We start from the raw sequence: 21055 nt of genomic DNA, 5'->3' as shown, positions 1-21055 counted from the left end.
ACCCTCCTAGTCGGCGTGCGGCACCACCGGCGGCTCGGCTTCGCCGCGCCACGCCTCGATGCCCTCCCTGATCGCGAACCCGGCGATCACGAGGGCGGCGAGCGAGTCCGCCCAGGCCCAGCCGAGGAGCGCGTTGGCCGCCAACCCGAGCAGCATCGACCCGGACAGCCACGCGCAGAGCAGCAACTGCCGGGCGTCGGCGATCACGCTGGCACTGCCGAGCTCCGCGCCGGTCCGGCGCTCCACGCCGGCCACCCCAGGCATGATCACAAGACTCAGGCACGCGATGACGATGCCCAGCGGGCTGGGCGCGGCCTCGACGACGCCGGCGAAGCTCAGACCGGCGGCCAGGATCACGTACCCGGCGAGGGTGAAGAACGCGATCGCGATGGCGCGGAGGGCCGGTTTCTGCCAGCGCTCAGGATCGCGCCGGGAGAACTGCCACGCGATGACCGCGGCGGAGAGCACCTCGATGACGGAGTCCAGGCCGAAGGCGATCAGGGCGGTCGAGGATGCCGCGGCGCCCGCCACGATCGAGGCGACGGCCTCGAGCACGTTGTAGCCGATCGTGAAACCCACGATCCAGCGCACCGTGCGGTGCAGCACCGTGCGACGGGCCTCGGACAGTGTTCCCGGGTCATCCATGGCACCCCTTCCCGCTTCAATCCTGCCACTCACGGCGAGTCCCAGCCGGGCGCTGCAGGGCTGGGTGACGGCCCGAGTCGGCGGACGACGGGGCATCCGGTAAGTTGGATAAGGCCCAATACTCAGGCACTTCACCAACGACACGGTGCCGCACAGATCGAATCGGAGAAACATGACCGCCGCCAACGTTCCGGAAAAACCGGCCCTTGAAGGCCTCGAAACCAAGTGGGGCGGCTCGTGGGAAGAGGCCGGCACCTACCGTTTCGACCGTGACTCGGCCACGCGGGAGAGCATCTTCTCCATCGATACCCCACCGCCGACCGCCTCCGGCTCCCTGCACATCGGCCACGTCTTCTCCTACACCCACACGGATGTCATCGCCCGCTTCCAGCGGATGCGCGGCAAGAGCGTCTTCTACCCGATGGGTTGGGACGACAACGGCCTGCCCACCGAGCGGCGCGTGCAAAACTACTACGGCGTGCGCTGCGATCCGTCGCTGCCCTACACCACCGAATTCACCGCCCCGTTCGAGGGCGGAGACGGCAAAAGCACCAAGGCCGCCGACCAGTTGCCGATCAGCCGCCGCAACTTCATCGAGCTGTGCGAGCGCCTCACCATCGAGGACGAAAAGCAGTTCGAGGCCGTTTGGCGCATGCTGGGCCTGAGCGTCGACTGGACCCAGACCTACCGCACCATCGGCAATGACTCGCTGGTCACCTCCCAGTCCGCCTTCATCGGCAACGTCGAGCGCGGCGAGGCCTACCAGGCCATGGCCCCCACCCTCTGGGACGTCACCTTCCGCACCGCGGTCGCCCAGGCCGAGCTCGAAGACAAGGAGATGCCGGCGTTCTACCACCGGGTCGCCTTCGCCATGCCCGATGGCGGCGCCATCGAGATCGAGACCACCCGCCCGGAACTGCTGCCGGCCTGTGTGGCGCTGGTGGCGCATCCGGACGACGAGCGCTACCAGGCGCTGTTCGGCACGACCGTGCGCACCCCCCTCTTCGACGTGGAGGTGCCGATCCTGGCCCACCACCTCGCGCAGAAGGACAAGGGCAGTGGCATCGCCATGATCTGCACGTTCGGCGACGTCACCGATGTGATCTGGTGGCGTGAACTCGACCTGCCGAACCGCGCCATCATGGGCTTTGACGGCCGCATCATCGCCGAGGCGCCCGAGGCGATCACGAGCGAGGCCGGACAGGCCGCGTACGCGCAGCTGGCCGGCAAGACCGTCTTCTCCGCCAAGGCAGCCGTGGTCGACCTGCTCCGCCTCGGCGGCGACCTGATCGGCGAGCCTCGCGCGATCGTGCACCCGGTCAAGTTCTTCGAGAAGGGCGACAAACCGCTCGAGATCGTGTCGACCCGTCAGTGGTATATCCGCAACGGCGCTCGGGACGAGAAGCTGCGCGCCCGCCTGATCACGCACGGAACCGACCTGCAGTGGCACCCGGAGTTTATGCGCGTGCGGTACGACAACTGGGTCAACGGCCTCACCGGCGACTGGCTCGTCTCTCGCCAGCGCTTTTTCGGCGTTCCGCTGCCGATCTGGTACCCGCTGGATGTCGACGCGAACCCGCTCTTCGACCAGCCCATCGTCGCCACCCGCGAGATGCTCCCGGTCGACCCGTCCTCCGACACCGCCCCGGGCTACGCCGCCGAGCAGCGCGGCCAGGCGAACGGCTTCGTCGGGGAGGTCGACGTGATGGACACCTGGGCGACCTCCTCCCTGACCCCGCAGCTGGCGGGCGGCTGGGAGCGCGATCCCGCACTGTTCGATCTCGTCTACCCGTACTCGCTGCGCCCGCAGGGCCAGGACATCATCCGCACCTGGCTGTTCTCCACCCTGCTGCGCTCCGAGCTGGAACACGGCGTCTCGCCGTGGCAGCACGCAGCTCTGTCCGGCTTCATCGTCGACCCCGACCGGAAGAAGATGTCCAAGTCCAAGGGCAATGTGGTCACCCCGGCGGACATGCTCGAGCAGCACGGTTCGGATGCCGTGCGCTACTGGGCCGCGTCATCACGCCTCGGCACCGACGCCGCCTTCGACCCCAAGAACCCGACTCAGATCAAAATCGGCCGTCGCCTGGCGATCAAGATCCTGAACGCGTCAAAGTTCATCCTCTCCTTCGACGGCGCCGCCGACGCCCCCGTGACCGAGCCGCTCGACCAGAGCATGCTCGCTCGGCTCAGCGTCGTCGTCGGCCACGCCACCGCCGCGATCGAGGGCTACGACCACGCCCGTGCGCTGGAACTCACCGAGAGCTTCTTCTGGACGTTCTGCGACGACTACCTCGAACTGGTCAAAGAGCGCGCGTACGGCGACGCGGGAGCCGGCCAGGCGTCGGCCGTCGCCGCCCTGCGCACCGCCCTGGCCACCCAGCTGCGCCTCTTCGCCCCGTTCGTGCCGTTCGCGACCGAGGAAGCCTGGTCCTGGTCCAACGAGGGGTCCATCCACCGAACCTTCTGGCCCGTTCAGACCGAGCTCGGCGGAGGGCAGGGCGGCAACGTGGCCCTGCTGGACCTGTCCAGCCGGGCGCTCACCGGCATCCGCCGCGCGAAAACGGATGCCAAGGCATCCCAGAAATCCGCCGTTGTTTCTGCTGTAATTAGCGGTACGGCTGCAGAGATTGCCCTGCTCAGGCAGGCTGCAGTTGATCTGAGGGCCGTTGGCCGCATCTCGGAGTTGGTTTTTATTGAGGGCAGCGAATTGGCTGTCACTGACATCGTGCTCGCCACGGTGCTGGAGAACTAGGAGAACCGGATGTCAATCAAGGTACGCGCGCTCGGCGATAAGGACTTCTTCTCATGGCTGGGACTCTTCGAGGGCTACAGCGAGTTCTACAAGAGCGATCTGACTGATCAGAAAGCGCTCCAGGTCTGGAGCTGGATCATCGACAAGAACGAGTCTCTCGCCGGTGCCGTGGCTGTCGACGAGGACGGCGAGTTCGTCGGCTTCGCCCATTACCGCGAGGTCCCGAGCACCCTGACCGCCACCCGCGGACTGTTCCTGGACGACCTGTTCGTGTCGCCGGACTCCCGCAGCACAGGCGTCGGCCGCGCCCTGATCGAGTTCGCCAAGGAGTACGCCGCGGCGCACCGTCTCACGACCGTGCAGTGGCTGACGGCCGCCGACAACGAGACCGCACAGCGCCTGTACGACGATCTGGCCACCCGTACGGACTGGGTCACCTACGAGATCGAGCTGTAAGTGAAGATGGGAACCCGCTGGCCTCTGGGTCACCCGGCGCCGGCCGGGCTGCCTCACGTGGTGGAGATCGCCATCCGTGCGGTCGAAGAGGACCTCACCGCGCTGGCGGAGGACTCCAGCGCCTGGCGCTGGACACTGACCTGGCTCGAGGGCAGCCCCGTGCTCGAGCTCGACGACGGCACGATCATCCGCTATGACCCAGGCGAGGACAGTGCCACGATCACGCAGCCGTCGATCGTGCTCGACGACGAGGACGACTGGATCTAACCTCAGCTGACCGGCATCCCGCGAGGCCACTCCGCACCCCGTGGTCGTGCGTCAGCGTGAGAGTCGGTCGGCGCCCGCTGCCTCCGATGACAGGGACTGCTCCCAGCGGAACAGGGCGGCAAGCCCCAGCCCGCCGGCGATGCTGACCGCAGCGAGGGCGGCGTCCCCCGGTGTTGCCGCGGCGCGACACTGCTGCAGCAGCCTCAGCACCAGCAGGGCTCCGCTGGCGCCGAACGGATGCCCGAGGGCGAGCGCCCCACCCTCGCGGTTGGCGTGCTCCTCAGGAACGCCGAGCAGATCGAGGGATGCAAGCACCTGCGCCGCGAACGCCTCGTTGAACTCGATCCGAGCCAGGTCGGCCCCGGTCAGGCCCTGCCGAAGCAGCACGAGGCGCGCGGCCTCGGCGCCGCCAATGCCGAGGAAGTTCGGGTCCGTGCCGGTGACCGCGGCGTCGACGAAGGACAACCACCCGGTCAGTCCGAGTTCGCGCGCCCGCCGGCGGCTGGTGACCAGGACCACGACGGCGCCATCGGCATCCGCGCAGGAGTTGCCGGCGGTGACCGTTCCTCCCGGCCGGAAGACCGGCGAGAACCGGGCCAGCAGGGCCTTAGTCAGACCCGGGCGAGGCCCCTCGTCGACGAAGACCGGGCCGGCCTCTGTCGGCAGCGGCACGATGTCGGGCGCCGGCACGGCGGCAGCCGTGACGGCCAGCCGGTGACTGCGGAGGGCGAAGGCGTCCTGCCGCTGCCGGGAGATGCCGTAGCGGTCGGCCACGTTCTCGGCGGCGACGCCCATGTCGGGGTCGCCGACTGAATCGGGGGCGAAACGCACGCGATCGAAGAAGTCCGGCCGCCCGGGGCCCGAGGTGAGCCGGTGCGCGCGCAGCGGGGCCGTGCTGCAACTCTCGACTCCCCCGGCGAGGTAGAGGTCGCCGGCGCCGGCGACAACCAACCGGCAGGCCAGCACGATGGCCTCAAGGCCGGAGCCGCACTGCCGGTCGATCGTGAGGCCGGGGACGGAATCCGGCAGACCGGCCGTCAGCGCGGCCAGGCGGGCCACGTTGCCGCCGCCGCCCACCGCGTTGCCGATGATGACATCGTCGATGGCAGCCGGGGACACCCCGCCACCGGACACCACGGCGTTCAGCACGGGGGCCAGCAGGTCTTCGGCACAGGTGTGCGCGAACACCCCGTTGCGGCGGCCGAAGGCGGTGCGGCGGGCAAGCACGATCACGGGTTCCCGGGCAGCGTCGTTTGGCGGTCCGGCGGGCGAATCGGCGCTGTCGGCGCTGGGAGCAGTGGAGCCGTCGGCGCCGACCGCGTCCGGCCGGACTGGGTCAGCGCAGAGGGCGCACACGACGGTCACCCTTCTCGATCCAGCGGCGCAGCATCACCCGGCTGAGTTTACCGGCCGAGGTGAGCGGCAGCTCCGTCAGGGCGTAGTAGGCGCGGGGCCGGTGGGGCGCGGCGAGCAGAGCCGCGGCGCGCGACCGGATGCGCGCGGCATCCGTCTCGGAGCCGGCGATCACGGCGGCCACCACGCGGGTTCCGCGCACGGGGTCCGGCAGACCGGTGACGACGGCCGACTCCACGCCGGGAAGGCCGCGCAAGGCCGCTTCGACCTGCTGCGGGTAGACGTTGTGCCCGGACGTGACGATGAGGTCGGCGCGGCGGCCGAGGTGGTGCAGCACCGCAGCCGGGTCGAGGAAGCCGATGTCGCCGACCGTGCACCAGTCGACCTCGCGGCGGAACGCCTCGCCGTCGTCGCCCCAGGCGTACCCGCCTCCCACCAGAAGGCTGCGCACGAAGATGGTGCCCGGGGTGCCGGTCGGCAGGGCGCGTCCCGCGTCGTCCTGGATGCGCACCTCCACGCCGGGCAGAGCCCGCCCGACGGCGGTCGCCGAGATCGGCGCCACCTCGCCGGGACGCAGCACGGACCCCGTCACGAAGCTCAGTTCGGCTGCCCCGTAGTACTCGAACACGCTGGCGTCCGGCGCCCAGAGGCGCAGCATCGACAGGGTTCCCGGGTCGAGTTTGGCCCCCGCACTCACGATGGCGGTGAGCCTCCTGCCGGTGGGTGGCGTGCCGTTCGTGCCGACGGCCAGCGCGTGCGCGGCGATCACACGTAGCACGGTCGGCGCCGCCACGATCCGGGTGATCTGCTCGACAGCGACACAGGCGACAGCGTCGGCGGCGGAGAAGCGGGGCAGAGCGAAAAAGGCGGAGCCGGTATGCAGCGATTCGGCGAGAGCGTAGAGGCTGAGGCTGGCGGAGAGCGGGCCGGGCGCCAGTGTTCGGTCGTGCCGAGTCAGGCCGAAGAACTCGGTGCCCAGCGCGAACGAGCGCTGCCAGGAGGCTCGGCTGCGCGTGAACGCCTTGGGCACGGAGGTCGTTCCGGAGGTGAACCCGTAGAGGAAGTCCCTGTCGGGGGGACCGTCGCGCAACTCCGTGCCGAGCAGGGGCGCGCCGGCGCCGACCCGTCCGTCCAACCCGGCGATCCTCGCCAGGCGTTCCTCGACCACCCTGCGCTGCGCCTTCGGCCAGTCAGGGTTCTGAATCGCAGAGCAGCGGCCTTCGGCGACGCCGGCGGCGAAGGCAACGGCGAACGCGGTGCCGTGGGGCAGGCAGACGGTGGAGATCCGGGGCGTCGCGGGCAGGAGCGCCGCCGCCGCATCGCGGAGCTCGGCGAAGCTGATTCGGTCGGCGCCGACCGAGACGGCGGTGGCGTCGGGCTGAACCTGGGCCCAGTGTTGGAGTCGGTCGAGGAACGGCACGGGCTACTTCCTGGCCACGATCTCGCCGTGTGGGATACCGAACCAGCCATCGGGGTCGCCGGCCCATTGCAGCCACGCGGCCTGCATCATCCGAAGGTCGGCCAGGTCGGCCGCGCCCACCTCGATGGCGTGTGCGGCGAAGTCGGATTCGATCACCCGCTCGGCCCAGGACCGCCCCCACCACTCGCGTTCGACATCCGAGGCGAAGCACCAAAGGGATGCCGAACTCGCCACGTCGGTGAACCCGGCCTGGCGCGCCCAGGCTTTGAGCGCCCGCCCGGCGTCGGGGTCGCCGCCGTTCCAGTACTGCACGTCGCGGAAGGCGCTCTCCCACAGCTGCAGGCCCTGAAGCTTCGGGTAGTACATCACTCCCCCGGAATCGACGTCGCGGGCGGCGAGGATCCCGCCCGGTCTCAGCACGCGCTGGAACTCCCGCAGCGCGGCGACGGGGTTGGCGAGGTGCTGGAGCACCTGGTGCGCGTGTACGATGTCGAAGCTCGCATCGGCGAAGCCGAGCGCGTAGGCGTCACCCACCTGGAACGACACGTTCCGCACCCCCTCATCGAAGGCCAGCCCGGCTGCGCGCCGCACAATCTGCTCCGACGCATCGATGCCGGTGACCTGACCGGGATACAGCCGGCGTGCCAGGTCGACCGTGACCGTGCCCGGACCGCAGCCCACGTCGAGCAGGGTCAGCCCGGCATCCAGGTGCGGGATCAGGTAGGCCGCCGAGTTGGCCACCGTGCGCCAGGTATGCGAGCGCAGCACGCTCTCGTGATGCCCGTGCGTGTACTGCTCCCGGGGCGCGGTCTCGGGGCGTGCCGGCTCGTCGATCATGAACCGATCCTAGGCGTGCGGGGGAGTACTCCGACAGACGAAATGTGGATGTGACCGGGGATGTGACAGGGTGAAGAAATGAACCCCTTCGCCAGCATCAGCACGCTTCCGTTCGAGCTGCCTCCGTTCGCGCTGATTGCGGAGGAGCACTACCGGCCGGCGTTCCTGGACGGTATGTCCGAGCAGTTGGCCGAGATTGCGGCGATCTGCGCGAGCGCGGATGCCCCCACCTTCGACAACACGATGGTCCCGCTCGAGCGCAGCGGGCCGTTGCTGACCCGGGTGGCCGAGGTGTTCTTCAACCGGAGTTCGTCGGACTCCAGCGACTTCACCAACGCACTCGAGGAGGAACTGGCCCCGCTCCTCGCAGCGCACGCGGACGCCATCCGTCTGGACCCTGGCCTGTTCACCCGGATCGCCGCTCTGCAGGAGCAGCGGGATCGATTGGACCTGGAGCCGGAGGAACGCTACCTGATCGAGCGGTACTTCACCGAATTCACGCTCGCGGGCGCGGGCCTCGACGACGACGACAAGGCCCGGCTGCGTGATTACAACAAGCGGCTCTCCACGGTCACCACCCGGTTCGAGAAGAACCTGCTCGCCGACACCAACGACCTGGCACTCGTGCTCGACGACGTGAGCGAGCTGGATGGCCTCACCCCCGGTCAGATCTCCGCCGCAGCCGAGGCCGCCCACGAGCGCGGCCTGACCGGCCGTTACGTGATCACTCTGGTGCTGCCTACCTCGCACCCCTACCTGGCACAGCTGACGAACCGCGGTGTGCGGGAGCGGCTGCTGGCCGCCTCCCGGTCACGGGGCATCCGCGGCGGGCAGTTCGACAACCGCGCCCTCGTGCTGGAGATCTCCCGGCTGCGTGCCGAGCGGGCCCGGCTGCTCGGATTCGACAGCCACGCGGCCGGCGTGACCGCGGACCAGACGGCGAAGACCCCGGAGGCGGTCGCCGACATGCTCGGGCGCCTCGCGCCGGCGGCAGCCCGCAATGCGCGCGCCGAGCAGGCCGACCTGCAGGCGCAGATCGATGCGGACGGCGGGGCCTTCGAGCTCGCCGCCTGGGACTGGGCCTTCTACACGGAGAGGGTGCGACGGGCCCGCTACGACGTGGACACCGCGGCCATGCGCCCCTACTTCGAGTTCGAACGGGTGCTGCAGGACGGCGTGTTCTACGCGGCCAATCGGCTCTACGGCGTCACCTTCACCGAGCAACCCGACCTCGTCGCCTGGCACCCCGGCGCGCGTGTGTTCGAGGTCACCGAGGCCGACGGCTCCCCCGTGGGCCTGTACATCATCGACGTCTACACCCGCGACTCCAAGCGGGGCGGCGCCTGGATGAACGCCCTGGGCTCCCAGTCGACGCTGATAGGCACCCCCACGATCGTCTGCAACAACCTGAACGTGCCCCGGCCGGCGACGGGCGAGCCCACGCTGCTCAGTTTCGACGAGGTCGTCACCCTGTTCCACGAGTTCGGGCACGCCCTGCACGGCCTGTTCGCGCGGGTCACCTACCCGAAATTCGCCGGCACCAATGTGTACCGCGACTTCGTGGAGTTCCCCAGCCAGGTCAACGAGATGTGGATGCTGTGGCCCGACGTGCTCACGAACTATGCCCGTCACCACGAGACCGGGGAGCCCATGCCCCAGGACCTCATCGACCGCATCCACGCCTCGTCCACCTTCAACGAGGGCTTCTTCACCAGCGAGTACCTTGCGGCGGCCCTGCTCGACCAGGCCTGGCACCGCATCGGAGCCGACGACAGGGTGACGGATGTCGCCGCGTTCGAGGCATCCGCCCTCGCCGCCGTGGGGCTCGACAATCCGGCCGTGCCGACCCGCTATTCCAGCACCTACTTCGCGCACACCTTCGCCGGCGGCTACGACGCCGGCTACTACTCCTACATCTGGAGCGAGGTGCTGGACGCCGACACCGGCGAGTGGTTCGCAGAGAACGGCGGGCTCACCCGGGCCAACGGAGACCGTTTCCGGTCGCGGCTGCTGGGCGTGGGCGGCAGCACCGACCCGCTCGCCGCCTACCGCCATTTCCGCGGCCGTGACGCCGACATTCAGCCGCTGCTCGACCGTCGCGGCCTGAACTAGCACCGTCCGGCACTGCCCGGCGTTGCCCGGCGCCCTAACGCCCCGCCCCTGAACCAATTCGACGGAGATTTTACGGAAACAGGCCGCTTTCGGCCCGTGTGGGCCTGATTTCGCCAAAATCTCCGTCGAATTCGTTAGGGGGCAGCGACGGCAGTTGGGTGAGAGCGGCCGGAGGGCATCCAGCCGGGCCAGAGCATGACCACGCCGCCGATGACCAGCACCCCGAACGCGGAGCCGATGCCCGACACCGAAACGCCCGACGCGGTGACCAGGACGAGGCAGGCCGCCCCGGAGGCAGCCGTGGCGATCCACCGCTTCAGGCCGTCAGGATGCGCGTCGGGGCCGGCCATCGGCGCGGTCGTGATTGCCGTCAGGTTGATGCCGAGCGCGCCGACGACCGATCCGAACGCGTTCGCCAGACCGGAGCCGACCAGATCGCGCAGGGCAGAGGCTGGTAGCCGAACGTCGATGATCGCGGCCCCGACCATGGTCGCCGGCACCATCCACGCGCGCGCCAGCTTGAACACGGCGAGCCAGACCAGAACAACCGGCACCGCGAGCAGCGGCTGCTACACGGCTGCCGTCACCGGGGCCGGGCAGATCGGGAACAGGATGCCGGCGAGCATCGCACTGGCGATCGGCTTCGGGATACAGCACGCCGTCGATGCCGACCAGCAGGCAGTGCGCCAACAGGACGGATGCCGCCTGCGAATCGGACGCGCCCACGGCCTGCAGCCCGGCGATGACGAGCACGAATGAACCCGCGAATCCGGTGACCGCCGCAACGACGCCGACGAAGGCGGGCTGGTACACGGCGGCCCCCGGGCTCGGTTCGGTCGGGTGCCGAAGCGGGGTGAGGCCGGGCGCTGAACCTAGGCGGACTTGTCGACGCGACGGGCCTTGTGCAGCACGATCGTGGGCTCGGCGTTATCGAGCACGGCGGCCCGGGTGACCACGACACGCGCCACCTCGGAGCTCGACGGCACCTCGAACATGATCGGTCCGAGCACCTCTTCCATGATCGCTCGTAGGCCGCGCGCACCGGTCTTGCGCAGGACCGCGAGGTCGGCGATGGCCTCCAGCGCCGGCTGTTCGAATTCGAGCTCGACGCCGTCGAGCTGGAACATACGCTGGTACTGCCGCACGAGGGCATTCTTCGGGACGGTCAAAATCTGCATCAGGGCCACTTGGTCGAGCTGGGTGACGGTGGTGACCACGGGCAGACGGCCGATGAACTCGGGGATCAGGCCGAATTTGTGCAGGTCTTCGGGGAGCACCTCACTGAACAGGTTGACGTCGTCGCCCTTGCTGTGCAGCGGCGCGCCGAACCCGATGCCCTTCTTGCCGGCCCGGGTCGAAATGATGTCATCCAGGCCCGCGAACGCGCCGGCCACGATGAACAGCACATTCGTGGTGTCAATCTGAATGAATTCCTGGTGCGGATGCTTGCGCCCACCCTGCGGCGGAACCGAGGCCACGGTGCCCTCGAGAATCTTCAGCAGGGCCTGCTGCACACCCTCGCCGGACACGTCGCGGGTGATCGAGGGGTTCTCGGCCTTGCGTGCGATCTTGTCGATCTCGTCGATGTAGATGATGCCGGTCTCGGCGCGCTTGACGTCGTAGTCGGCGGCCTGGATCAGCTTGAGGAGAATGTTCTCCACATCTTCACCGACATAGCCGGCCTCGGTGAGGGCCGTCGCATCCGCCACGGCGAAGGGAACGTTGAGGCGTTTTGCCAGCGTCTGGGCGAGGTAGGTCTTGCCGCAGCCGGTAGGGCCGATCAGCAGAATGTTGGACTTGGCGATTTCCACGTCGTCGTGGATGGCGTCGGCGGCGGTGAGGGTGGCGCGGGAGCGTACGCGCTTGTAATGGTTGTAGACGGCAACGGCGAGGGCGCGCTTGGCGGCTTCCTGCCCGATGACGTATTCCTCGAGGAAGCCGAAGATCTCCTTCGGCTTGGGCAGTTCGAATTCGCCGGCACCGTCTTCAGCGGTGGCTTCGGCCAAACGCTCCTCGATGATCTCGTTGCACAACTCGACGCACTCGTCACAGATGTAGACACCGGGGCCCGCAATGAGCTGCTGCACCTGCTTCTGGCTCTTTCCGCAGAAAGAGCACTTCAACAGGTCAGCGCTTTCGCCTATTCGGGCCATCCGTCAGCCTCCTCCATTGATAACTGCATCGAGCCTAGCCTGTGCCTGTGCGGCACGGGCGCAGGCTGACCGCATCTGTCGAATAACGTTCAAGCACCGTTGTGCCCGATCTCCCCGATATGCGAAACGCGACGGATGCCCGGCTCCGTCGAGCCCGGACATCCGTCGCGTTCACGGTTTCGCTCTACTACTTGACGAGCGTGGGCACGTTTTTGCGGCTGGTCAGGATCTGGTCGATCAGGCCGTACTCGAGGGCCTCGGCCGAGCCGAGGATCTTGTCGCGGTCGATGTCCTTGTGAACCTGCTCCGCGCTGCGGTTGGAGTGGTGAGCGATGGTGACTTCGAGCCACTCCCGCATCCGCTGAATCTCGGCTGCCTGGATCTCGATGTCGGAGGCCTGACCGCCGCCCTGTCCGCCGGCCGAGGGCTGGTGGATGAGGATGCGGGCGTTGGGAAGGGCGAGGCGCTTCCCGGGGGTGCCGCCGGCAAGCAGCACGGCGGCAGCGGATGCCGCCTGGCCGAGGCAGACCGTCTGGATGTGCGGACGAATGTACTGCATCGTGTCGTAGATCGCCGTCATCGCGGTGAAGGAGCCACCCGGTGAGTTGATGTACATCACGATGTCCCGGTCCGGGTCCTGGCTCTCGAGCACCAGGAGCTGGGCCATGACGTCATCGGCGGACGCGTCGTCCACCTGCACGCCGAGGAAGATGATGCGGTCCTCGAAGAGCTTCGCGTAGGGGTCCTGGCGCTTGTAGCCGTAGGCCGTGCGCTCTTCGAACGTGGGAAGGATGTATCGGGCCTCGGGTGCCTGAGGAGCGCGGCCCCCGGCCTGCTGACCAAAATTCGTGAATTCCATGTCGTCTCGCCCGTCCTACTTCTTGTTCACTGAGTCGTCGGTGCCGCCGCCGCCGACCACTTCCGACGCGGAGCCGCGCAGGTGGTCGACAAAACCATAGGCCACGGCCTCGTGAGCGGTGAACCAGTTGTCGCGGTCGTTGTCGATGAGGATCTGCTCGACCGATTTGCCGGTCTGCTCTGCCGTGAGTTCGGCCATCCGCTTCTTCATATCCAGGATGACCTTCGCCTGCGTCTGGATGTCGGCGGCCGTGCCACCGAATCCGCCGGACGGCTGGTGCAACAGGACCCGGGCGTTGGGGGTGATGTACCGCTTGCCCTTCGTTCCAGAGGACAACAGGAACTGCCCCATCGAGGCCGCGAGTCCGATGCCGACGGTGACGATGTCGTTCGGAACGAACCTCATCGTGTCGTAAATGGCCATGCCCGCCGTGATTGAGCCGCCGGGAGAGTTGATGTACAGGAAGATATCCCGCTCCGAGTCCTCTGCGGCCAGCAGCAGGATTTTGGCACAAATCTCGTTGGCGTTCTCATCCCGGACCTCTGAACCCAGCCAGATGATGCGGTCTTTCAGCAGTCGGTCAAAAACGCCCGGTGTAGGTGTCATATCGGCCATGTCGCGCTCCGTTTCACTTGTCGCTTCAGATTGAATCTATAGGAGCCGACGCTCCGGAACGGCTGTGTTCGCCCTCGGCAGATAACGCGCCGGCCACGCATCCGTCGCTCCGAACCAATTCGACGGATATTTTGCTCTCCTGACCCCGAAAACCGTGAATAACGGCCCTGAACCCGAAAAATTCCGTCGAATTGGTCCAGGTCGGGAGGGGTCAAGCCAGGGACGGGGTCGTGGGCGGGGTGGGGGCGGCAGGGCACAAACGCGGAACGGGCCGGATGCCTGTGACATCCGACCCGTACGCCCGCGTGAGCGATTGTCGTGCTACTTCTTGGCGGCGGCCTTCTTCTTCGCCGCGGCGGCCTTGGCCTTGGCTGCCTTCGCTGCCGTGGCCTTGGCGGCCTTGATGGCCTCGACCTCGGCGTCGACCTCGGCCTCGGCGGCGTCGGAGTCGTCCTCCTCGATCTCCTCGTCCTCGCCCTCGCCGGACGCCTCGTCGGCGACCGCGACGAACTCGGACAGGTCGACGGCGTTGCCGTTGGAGTCAACGACCTCGGCCTTGCCCAGTGCGATGGCGAGGGCCTTGTTGCGGGCAACCTCGGCCACCATCGACGGGATCTGACCGTTGCCGCTCAGCGCCTGGACGAATTCGCTCGGGTCCATGCCGTACTGGGCTGCGCCCTGGATCAGGTACTGAGTGAGCTCGTCCTGGCTGACCTGAACCTTCTCGGCCTCGGCGATGGTGTCGAGCAGGATCTGCTGACGGAAGGTCTTCTCGCTGGCCTCGGTGACCTCGGCGCGGTGCTCGGCGTCTTCGAGGCGGTTCTCGCCCTCGAGGTGGCGACGAACCTCGTCCTCGATGATCGCAGTCGGAATCGGAACCTCGACCGACTCGAGCAGCTGCTCGACGAGCTTCTCGCGGGCCTGGGTGCCCTGGCCGAAGACCTTGGAGCGCTCGACCTGGCCCTTGAGGCTCTCGGTCAGCTCGGCGATGGTGTCGAACTCGCTGGCGATCTGCGCGAAGTCGTCGTCGGCGGTCGGAAGCTCGCGCTCCTTGACGGCGCCGACGGTGACGGTGATCTCGGCGGTCTCGCCCTCGTGGTCCCCACCCATGAGGTTGGAGTTGAAGGTGGTGGTCTCACCGGCGCTGAGGGAGTCGAGCGCCTCGTCGATGCCGTCGATGAGGTCGCCGGAGCCGACCTCGTAGGAGATGCCGGTGGCGTTGTCGACCTCGACGCTGTTGATGGCGGCGATCAGGTCGATCTGCACGAAGTCGCCCGTGGTGGCGGGGCGATCGACGGTGACGAGCGTGCCGAAGCGGCTGCGCAGGTTGTCGAGTTCCTCGGCGACCTCTTCATCGGACACCTCGACGGCGTCGACGGTGAGCTTCAGCCCGGAGTAGTTCGGCAGGTCGATCTCGGGGCGCACGTCGACCTCGATGGCCAGTTCCAGGTCTCCGGAGAAGTCCTTGTCGCTGGGCCAGGCGACGATGTCTGCCTCGGGGCGACCCAGGGGGCGCAGCTTGTGCTCGGTCACGGCCGAGCGGTAGAAACCGTCGAGGCTCTCGTTGACCGCATGCTCGAGCACGGCGGACTTGCCGACCCGCTGGTCGATGATGGCCGGCGGGACCTTGCCCTTGCGGAAGCCGGGAATGTTGATGTCCTCGGCAATGTGGCCGTAGGCGTGGGTGATGCTGGGCTTCAGCTCCTCGGGAGCCACCGAGATGGTGACCTTCGCGCGAGTGGGGCTCAGTTGTTCTACCGTGGACTTCACGTGGCAATCTCCTGTGTTCGACCGATGTATTTAGGGGGTGTTGGTCGGGGCGACAGGATTCGAACCTGCGACCTCTCGGCCCCAAACCGAGCGCTCTACCAAGCTGAGCTACGCCCCGGACAATTTCTCAACCCGGTGATCGCATCCGTTTGGCGCGCAGAGTTCGCGCAATTCGCGGAATGACCTCAGTAAGTCTACTGCACGGTCCGGATGCCGCGGGTCGAGACGTGCAGCTGGCGACCGTCAGCGTGTACTACGCTGAGTGTATGCGCAGGGGACTGCGCCCGGGGATGTAGCTCAATGGTAGAGCCTCAGTTTTCCAAACTGATGGCGCGGGTTCGATTCCCGTCATCCCCTCCACACCACGCCCTGGACGGATCGTCTCACACGGCTCAGTCGAGTCCGAGCCCGTTCAGCGTCGCGCGCAACGTCGCCGCCGAGTGCTCGAACAGCCCCTGCTCCTTCTCGCTGAAGGGAACCTCGATCACGCGGGAGACGCCCTCGGCGTTGATCACGCTCGGCACCGACAGCGCCACATCGCTGACGCCCCGGTAGTCGGTGAGCACCGAACTGACCGGAAGCACGGCGCCCTCGTCGCGCAGCACGGCCTCGACGATCCGGGCGCCCGAAAGCCCGATCGCGTAGTTCGTGGCGCCCTTGCCGGCGATGACCGTGTACGCCGCGGTCTTCACGCTCTCGGTGATCGCGTCGAATTCCGCCTCCGAGAACGGCACCAGACCCTTGGGCGAGATGTCGTCTTGCACCCACTCGGCCAGGGAGATCGGGCCGATCCGGGCCTGGGACCAGAGCGGGAACTCCGAGTCGCCGTGCTCTCCGACGATCACGGCGTGCACATTGGCGATCGCGACACCGACCCGGTGCGCGAGCATCCAGCGCAGCCGAGAGGAATCGAGCACCGTGCCCGACCCGAAGACGCGCGTGGCCGGCAGCCCGCTGAACTGGCGGGCAGCATAGGCAAGCACGTCGCAGGGGTTGGTGACGAGCATGTAGACGGCGTCCGGGGCTCGCTCGACCAGCTGGGGCATCAGCTCACGCAGGATCCCGACATTGACGCCGGCCATCTCGAGTCGGGACTGGCCCGGGTGCTGTCTGGCCCCGGCCGTGATCACGACCATGTTCGCCCCCGCGATGGCGTCGAGGTCGCTGCCGCCGGCCACGCAGGAGGCACCCGTGAACTGGGTGCCGTGGGCCAGGTCGAGAACCTCGGCCTCCACCTTGGGCCCGTTGATGTCGTAGAGGACGACTTCCCGCGCGGACTGCCGGATTAGTGCGGCGTAGGCCAGGGACGACCCGACGGCCCCGGCTCCGATGATGGCCAGCTTGGAATTCGCGATCTCGCTCATGAGCTAAGTCTGCACCCCTGACCGGGCCGGATCCGAACATTCGGATGCCCGTGGCTGGGCCAGTGCCGCGGGGTCAGTGCCGCAGGTAGGTGAGCACGGCGAGCACCCGGCGGTGGTCGGAGCCCGAGTCGTCAAGGCCGAGCTTCTGGAAGATCGAGGTGACGTTCTTCTCGACCGCGCCGACGCCGATCACGAGCTTCGCGGCGATGCCGGCGTTGGTGCGCCCCTCCGCCATCAGCCCGAGCACGTCGCGCTCACGCGGGGTGAGGGCCGCGACCGGGTCGGTGCGGCGGGCCAGCAACTCGCGCACGACCTGTGGGTCGAGCACGGTGCCGCCCGCGCTGATCCGGGTCACGGCGTCCCGCAGCTCGTCAAGCGACGCCACCCGGTCCTTGAGCAGGTAGCCCAGTCCCCCGTTGCCGGCAGCGAGAAGTTCATGCGCGTAGGTGCCCTCCACATACTGGCTGAGCAGCAGAATGCCCACCGACGGCAGCCTGCGGCGCAGTTCCAGGGCGGCGCGCACGCCCTCGTCCCGGAAGGTGGGCGGCATCCGCACATCCAGCACGGCGATGTCGGGCCGCAGCGCGTCTACCTCGGCCAGGAGGGAATCCGCGTCGCCGTAGGACGCGACGGTCACAAACCCGGCCTCGTCGAACAGGCGGATCAGACCCTCTCTGAGCAGCACCGAGTCCTCGGCCAGCACGAGTCGCAGGGGTGGGGCGGAGGGAGCGGCGGGAAAGGCTGAGGCGAGGTCGGTCATCCGTTCAGGATACGGCGACGGCTCGCGCCGGCCGGGCCGCGGGCAGTGGGATGTGTGCCCCGATCGCGGTTGGGCCACCCTCGGGGCTCCGCACCGACAACACCCCGCGAAGGCCGTGCAGGCGTTCGTCGAGTCCCTGCAGGCCGTGGGCATCGGTCAGCCGGGCCCCGCCGATGCCGTCGTCGATCACCCAGAGGTCGAGCCAGATGGCGCCGGCGGCCCCCGTGCCGGCAGGACTGCCGGTGCTCACATCGTCGGGGACGGCGCGCAGGGCCAGGTGCAGACGGATGTCCGTGGCCCGCGAGTGCTTGGCGGCGTTGGTGAGCAACTCCGCGCCGACGAAATACGCGCTTCGCTCGATTTCGCTGGGCAGCCGCAGCGCCGGGTCGACCTGCAGCTCGAGCCGCACCGGGATGGTGCTTCGGGCGGCCAGGGACTCGAGGCCGGCGAGGAGGCCGCGATCCTGCAGGAGGGGCGGCACCAGACCGCGGGACAGCGCCCGCAGCTCCTCGAGGGTGTCATGAGCCTGCTCCCGGGCCTCCACGATCAGGGTGCGCGCGGCATCCGGGTCGACATCGAGTTTGCGCTCGGCTCTGGCGAGGTCCATCTGCAGGCGAACCAGCCGCTGCTGCGGACCGTCGTGGATGTCCCGTTCCAGGCGCCGCAGGGACTGGTCTTCCGCGGCGACGGCCGCCCCGCGCGACGCGCTGAGGTCGGCGACCTCACGCTGCAGGGCCTCGGACCGCCAGGCGCCCAGCATGCCGCGGGCCGCGAACTGGTGCAGCCGGGTGAACGCGTGCGTGATGTACGGCAGGGTCAGCAGAAAGAGGATGCCCAGGACGAGCTGGAGGAGGCTCTCGGCCAGGAGCGGGTCGATCGGGAGCGTGGTGCCCGGCAGTATCCAGTTCAGGATGATCGCGTGCAGGTCGTCGTTCCGGTCCTCGGGGAGGAAGCGGCCCCAGATCCAGTAGCTGACGCCGCCGAGGCCCACCGACAGCCAGACGACGGTGACGATCCAGCTGACAAGCCCGACCACGAAGTTCACGACCATGCCGTGCAGCAGGTAGAGCCAGTAGTGCCCGTTGACGAGCGGGCCGAGCAGGGCGCGGAGGGTGGTGGCCGGCTCCCCCGGCGTCTCCCACCGCGGCGGGGTGATGGCAGGCTGGCCGGCCCAGCGCAGGCGGGCGAGTTCGACCAGACCGATGCCGCGGGCGAGGTAGAGGGACGCCACGACGACGACGATCCCGACGACGACGGCGAGCAGGCCGACGCCGGTGAAGAATACGGTGCTCAGAACGGTGAGCGCGATCACGACCACCGGCAGGGTCAGCAGCAGAAAGAGCAGCTCCTGCGGCACGCGGCGCCAGAGCGCGCCATATCCGGCGCGTGGGGAGGTTTCGGTCGGTGCGGTCATGGTGTCCTCCAGTAAGTCTGTCGGTACTCAGCCTGATCGCCGGGTCGAGTAGACAACATCCCGCTGCCAACCGGATCTCGCCGGGGGTAAACCCCCAGGTCAGAGGGTGGTGTGGGTGAAGCGGCCGGCGAGCAGGGTGGCGGCAACGGGCATCCGTCGCAGGTCGGGCACGGAGGCGACGAACGGGTCGATCTCGCACACCGCGAGGTCGGCGACGTCCCCCGCCAGAACGCGGTGCCGGCCGCGCGCGGACGCGGCGAGCGCGGCCTGCCGGGAGATGGCTTGCTCGGCGTGCCAGGGTTCGCGGCTGCCGCGGGTGCGCCCGACGGCGGCGGCGATGCTCACCCACGGGTCCAGCGGAGCGACCGGGGCGTCGGACCCGAGCGCGAGGGTGACCCCGGCGTCCAGCAGGCTCTTCAGCACGAAGGCCCGGTCAGTGCGTCCCACCCAGTAGCGGTCGGCGACGTCCCGGTCGTCGAGGGCGTGCTCGGGCTGCACACTCGCCACCACACCGAGCCGGGCGAAACGGGCGACGTCCTGCCTCGTGAGCAGCTGCGCGTGCTCGATGCTGCCGGCGCAGCCGAGCTGCTCGAAGGCGTCGAGGGCCAGCGCGTTGGCCCGGTCGCCGATGGCGTGCACGGCGGGGCGGATGCCCGCGGCCACGGCCCGACCCAGGTGCGCGAGCAGTTCCTCCGACGGCACGGTGAGCATCCCGCGTGACCCGGGCTGGCCCTCCAGGCCGGGGTACTCGTCGAAGCAGTACGCGGTGCGGGTGTTCAGCGAGCCGTCGGTGATCACCTTGCCGGGTCCCACCGTGAGCAGCCCGCCGGTGCCGTCGACGCCGGCCCCGCTCCGCAGACCGAGTGCGATGGCGCGCTCCAGGTGCTGGGTGTAGATACCGAACTCCACCCGCAGCGAGTCGGTGCCGCCCTGGATGCGCCGCAGCCAGGTGGCGAGGTTCCAGTCCATCTCCATGTCGACGATGCCCACGACCCCCCGAGCCGCCGCGGCCCGGGCCGCGCTGTCTGCCCAACCGTCCATCACGACATCGGGCACCTCGGCGAGCGTGCGCACCACGGCGAAGCAGTCCTCCTCACGGAGCAGCCCGGTCGGGTGCTCCGTGTGACCGTGGCGGCCGAGCGCGGCCGAGTTCAGCCAGCAGGAGTGTAGGTCACCGCTGATCAACACGGTCGGAACGGTGCCGGCGGCGGCGTCCAGCAGGGGCCGGCTCGGGGCATCCGGCCACAGACCGTCGCGAAACCCGAACCCGACCAGGGTCTCCCCTCTCGAAACTCCGGGCGCTCGTCCGGCGACCAGATCGGCCGCGGCGGCGGCACTGCCGGTGCCGGACAGATCAAGCCTCTGATTCGTCTGCGCCCACTGGCTGAAGTGCACGTGGTTGTCCCAGAGGCCCGGAATCAGCCAGCGTTCTTCCAGATCGACCGAACGGATGCCCGCAACCGCCTGACTCAGATACCCGAGCCGGCGCACCCGGCCGTCGACGATCAGCGTGTCGACGATCTCGTCGCTCCCCGGCAGCCGGCCGTTCCTCAGAACGAGCGGAGGGGCCGCCGCGGTTGCCGGAGCGGGCGTGGACACGCTCACCGCTCGGCCCCGTGCACCCGGCGCATTTCGGCTGCCAGGCCCGGGCTCGCATAGGGACCGTCCCCGTCGAGTTCACCCAGAATGCGCGCCACGGTCTCGGCCGGCTTGTTCTGGCTGAGCTTGCTCTTGGCGGTGAGGCGGTTCACCCTGAGCCGGAAACCGACCGTGCCGGCCACAATGCGGGCGGCGTAGGCGGCGTTGGCCTCGGTGCCGGACAGGCGGCGCGGTTCAGGCATCCGCTCCTCGAAGTGGTCGACCAGGCGGTCCAGCACCCGTAGGTTCTCCTCGTCGCGGAGCAGTTCGGGCGTGCCGTGCAAATGCGCGGCGACGAAGTTCCAGGTGGGAACGGCGGGCGCCGCGTCGTACCAGCCGGGCGAGATGTAGCCGTGGGGTCCCTGAATGATCACCAGCAGCTCGTGCCGGCCGAGTTCGTGCAGGGCCTCGTCGGGGCGTCCGACGTGGCTGACCAGCACGATTCCGTCGGCCTCATCGGCCTCCTCGTCGAGCAGCACCGGGTAGTGCGAGGCCACCAGACCGGACTCGGTGTGGCTGATCAGCGTGGCCCATGGGTTCTCCCGGATGAGACGGCGGATCTCGGCTGGGTCGCCCTGCGCAAAAATGGGGTTGTGTCTCATCGGTCCCGTTCTGGTCGTTTGTTCAGATCAGGTGA

19 protein-coding genes and 2 tRNA genes are annotated in these 21055 nt (G+C 68.5%); 6 read left to right on the top strand and 15 right to left on the bottom strand.

Features of this window, described 5'->3' with window-relative positions; all coding sequences use genetic code 11:
* Nucleotides 1–6 precede the first annotated feature (6 nt).
* Entirely contained in the window at nt 7–645 is a 639-nt protein-coding gene (locus E3O62_RS15760; protein WP_194085923.1) for a cation transporter, read from the bottom strand.
* A 172-nt stretch (nt 646–817) separates the two neighbouring features.
* Here E3O62_RS15760 and valS point away from each other — a divergent pair, with 172 nt between their 5' ends.
* From valS to E3O62_RS15745, 3 genes are read left to right on the top strand one after another with little or no spacing between them, the layout of a single operon-like run.
* A complete protein-coding gene (gene valS / locus E3O62_RS15755; protein ID WP_134399154.1) occupies nt 818–3400 on the top strand; it encodes a valine--tRNA ligase in 2583 nt (860 codons plus the stop codon).
* 9 nt (nt 3401–3409) lie between these two features.
* On the top strand, nt 3410–3856 hold the full coding sequence (locus tag E3O62_RS15750; RefSeq protein ID WP_134393915.1) for a GNAT family N-acetyltransferase: 447 nt from the start codon (nt 3410–3412) through the stop codon (nt 3854–3856).
* A 6-nt stretch (nt 3857–3862) separates the two neighbouring features.
* Nucleotides 3863–4123: a hypothetical protein gene (locus E3O62_RS15745; RefSeq protein WP_241973554.1), complete on the top strand. Its 261-nt coding sequence runs from the start codon at nt 3863–3865 to the stop codon at nt 4121–4123.
* A gap of 51 nt (nt 4124–4174) precedes the next feature.
* Here the strand turns inward: E3O62_RS15745 and E3O62_RS15740 are convergent, their stop codons facing one another.
* From E3O62_RS15740 to E3O62_RS15730, 3 genes are read right to left on the bottom strand one after another with little or no spacing between them, the layout of a single operon-like run.
* Nucleotides 4175–5488 (bottom strand): thiolase family protein, encoded by a 1314-nt coding sequence (locus E3O62_RS15740; RefSeq protein WP_370448939.1) that lies wholly within the window; start codon nt 5486–5488, stop codon nt 4175–4177.
* Nucleotides 5460–6896, bottom strand: a complete 1437-nt coding sequence (locus E3O62_RS15735; RefSeq protein ID WP_134399152.1) for an AMP-binding protein — start codon at nt 6894–6896, stop codon at nt 5460–5462. The genes E3O62_RS15740 and E3O62_RS15735 overlap by 29 nt, the downstream gene beginning before the upstream one ends.
* Nucleotides 6897–6899: 3 nt before the next feature.
* Nucleotides 6900–7733: a class I SAM-dependent methyltransferase gene (locus tag E3O62_RS15730; RefSeq protein WP_134399151.1), complete on the bottom strand. Its 834-nt coding sequence runs from the start codon at nt 7731–7733 to the stop codon at nt 6900–6902.
* Nucleotides 7734–7811: 78 nt separating this feature from the next.
* Between E3O62_RS15730 and E3O62_RS15725 the strand changes: the two genes are divergently transcribed.
* Nucleotides 7812–9845, top strand: coding sequence for a M3 family metallopeptidase (locus E3O62_RS15725; RefSeq protein WP_134399149.1), 2034 nt, complete (start codon nt 7812–7814; stop codon nt 9843–9845).
* 134 nt (nt 9846–9979) lie between these two features.
* Here E3O62_RS15725 and E3O62_RS16875 read toward each other — a convergent pair whose 3' ends face one another.
* A complete protein-coding gene (locus tag E3O62_RS16875; protein WP_198413815.1) occupies nt 9980–10333 on the bottom strand; it encodes a benzoate/H(+) symporter BenE family transporter in 354 nt (117 codons plus the stop codon).
* Here E3O62_RS16875 and E3O62_RS16870 point away from each other — a divergent pair.
* Nucleotides 10314–10604, top strand: coding sequence for a hypothetical protein (locus tag E3O62_RS16870; RefSeq protein ID WP_166785229.1), 291 nt, complete (start codon nt 10314–10316; stop codon nt 10602–10604). The genes E3O62_RS16875 and E3O62_RS16870 overlap by 20 nt on opposite strands.
* Before the next feature lie 113 nt (nt 10605–10717).
* Here the strand turns inward: E3O62_RS16870 and clpX are convergent, their stop codons facing one another.
* The 5 genes from clpX to E3O62_RS15690 all read right to left on the bottom strand — a co-directional run bounded on the left by clpX (nt 10718) and on the right by E3O62_RS15690 (nt 15360).
* Nucleotides 10718–11998 (bottom strand): ATP-dependent Clp protease ATP-binding subunit ClpX, encoded by a 1281-nt coding sequence (gene clpX, locus E3O62_RS15710; RefSeq protein ID WP_104103359.1) that lies wholly within the window; start codon nt 11996–11998, stop codon nt 10718–10720.
* A gap of 187 nt (nt 11999–12185) precedes the next feature.
* On the bottom strand, nt 12186–12857 hold the full coding sequence (locus tag E3O62_RS15705) for an ATP-dependent Clp protease proteolytic subunit (RefSeq protein ID WP_134399145.1): 672 nt from the start codon (nt 12855–12857) through the stop codon (nt 12186–12188).
* Nucleotides 12858–12872: 15 nt separating this feature from the next.
* Entirely contained in the window at nt 12873–13472 is a 600-nt protein-coding gene (locus E3O62_RS15700) for an ATP-dependent Clp protease proteolytic subunit (RefSeq protein ID WP_104103353.1), read from the bottom strand.
* Nucleotides 13473–13793: 321 nt separating this feature from the next.
* Entirely contained in the window at nt 13794–15242 is a 1449-nt protein-coding gene (gene tig / locus E3O62_RS15695; RefSeq protein WP_134399143.1) for a trigger factor, read from the bottom strand.
* 41 nt (nt 15243–15283) lie between these two features.
* A tRNA-Pro gene (locus E3O62_RS15690) sits at nt 15284–15360 on the bottom strand.
* A gap of 168 nt (nt 15361–15528) precedes the next feature.
* On the opposite strand from E3O62_RS15690, the gene E3O62_RS15685 reads away from it, so the two are divergent.
* Nucleotides 15529–15602: transfer RNA gene (locus E3O62_RS15685), tRNA-Gly, on the top strand.
* 32 nt (nt 15603–15634) lie between these two features.
* Here the strand turns inward: E3O62_RS15685 and E3O62_RS15680 are convergent.
* The 5 genes from E3O62_RS15680 to E3O62_RS15660 all read right to left on the bottom strand — a co-directional run bounded on the left by E3O62_RS15680 (nt 15635) and on the right by E3O62_RS15660 (nt 21020).
* The gene (locus tag E3O62_RS15680; protein WP_134399141.1) at nt 15635–16606 is read right to left on the bottom strand and encodes an L-lactate dehydrogenase; all 972 of its coding nucleotides are present in this window, start codon (nt 16604–16606) and stop codon (nt 15635–15637) included.
* A gap of 73 nt (nt 16607–16679) precedes the next feature.
* Complete coding sequence (locus E3O62_RS15675; protein ID WP_134393925.1) at nt 16680–17366, bottom strand: response regulator transcription factor; 687 nt, start codon at nt 17364–17366, stop codon at nt 16680–16682.
* A gap of 4 nt (nt 17367–17370) precedes the next feature.
* Nucleotides 17371–18780: a sensor domain-containing protein gene (locus E3O62_RS15670; protein ID WP_134393926.1), complete on the bottom strand. Its 1410-nt coding sequence runs from the start codon at nt 18778–18780 to the stop codon at nt 17371–17373.
* Between the two features lie 99 nt (nt 18781–18879).
* Nucleotides 18880–20385, bottom strand: coding sequence for an amidohydrolase (locus tag E3O62_RS15665; RefSeq protein ID WP_241973547.1), 1506 nt, complete (start codon nt 20383–20385; stop codon nt 18880–18882).
* On the bottom strand, nt 20382–21020 hold the full coding sequence (locus tag E3O62_RS15660; RefSeq protein WP_134399139.1) for an FMN-binding negative transcriptional regulator: 639 nt from the start codon (nt 21018–21020) through the stop codon (nt 20382–20384). The genes E3O62_RS15665 and E3O62_RS15660 overlap by 4 nt, the downstream gene beginning before the upstream one ends.
* Nucleotides 21021–21055 lie beyond the last annotated feature (35 nt).

The organism is Cryobacterium sp. TMT2-15-1 (assembly GCF_004402345.1).
GTDB classification, from domain to species: Bacteria; Actinomycetota; Actinomycetes; order Actinomycetales; family Microbacteriaceae; genus Cryobacterium; species Cryobacterium sandaracinum.
The sequence above is the reverse complement of the archived record's forward strand: the minus strand, read 5'-3'. Positions and strand labels throughout refer to the sequence as shown.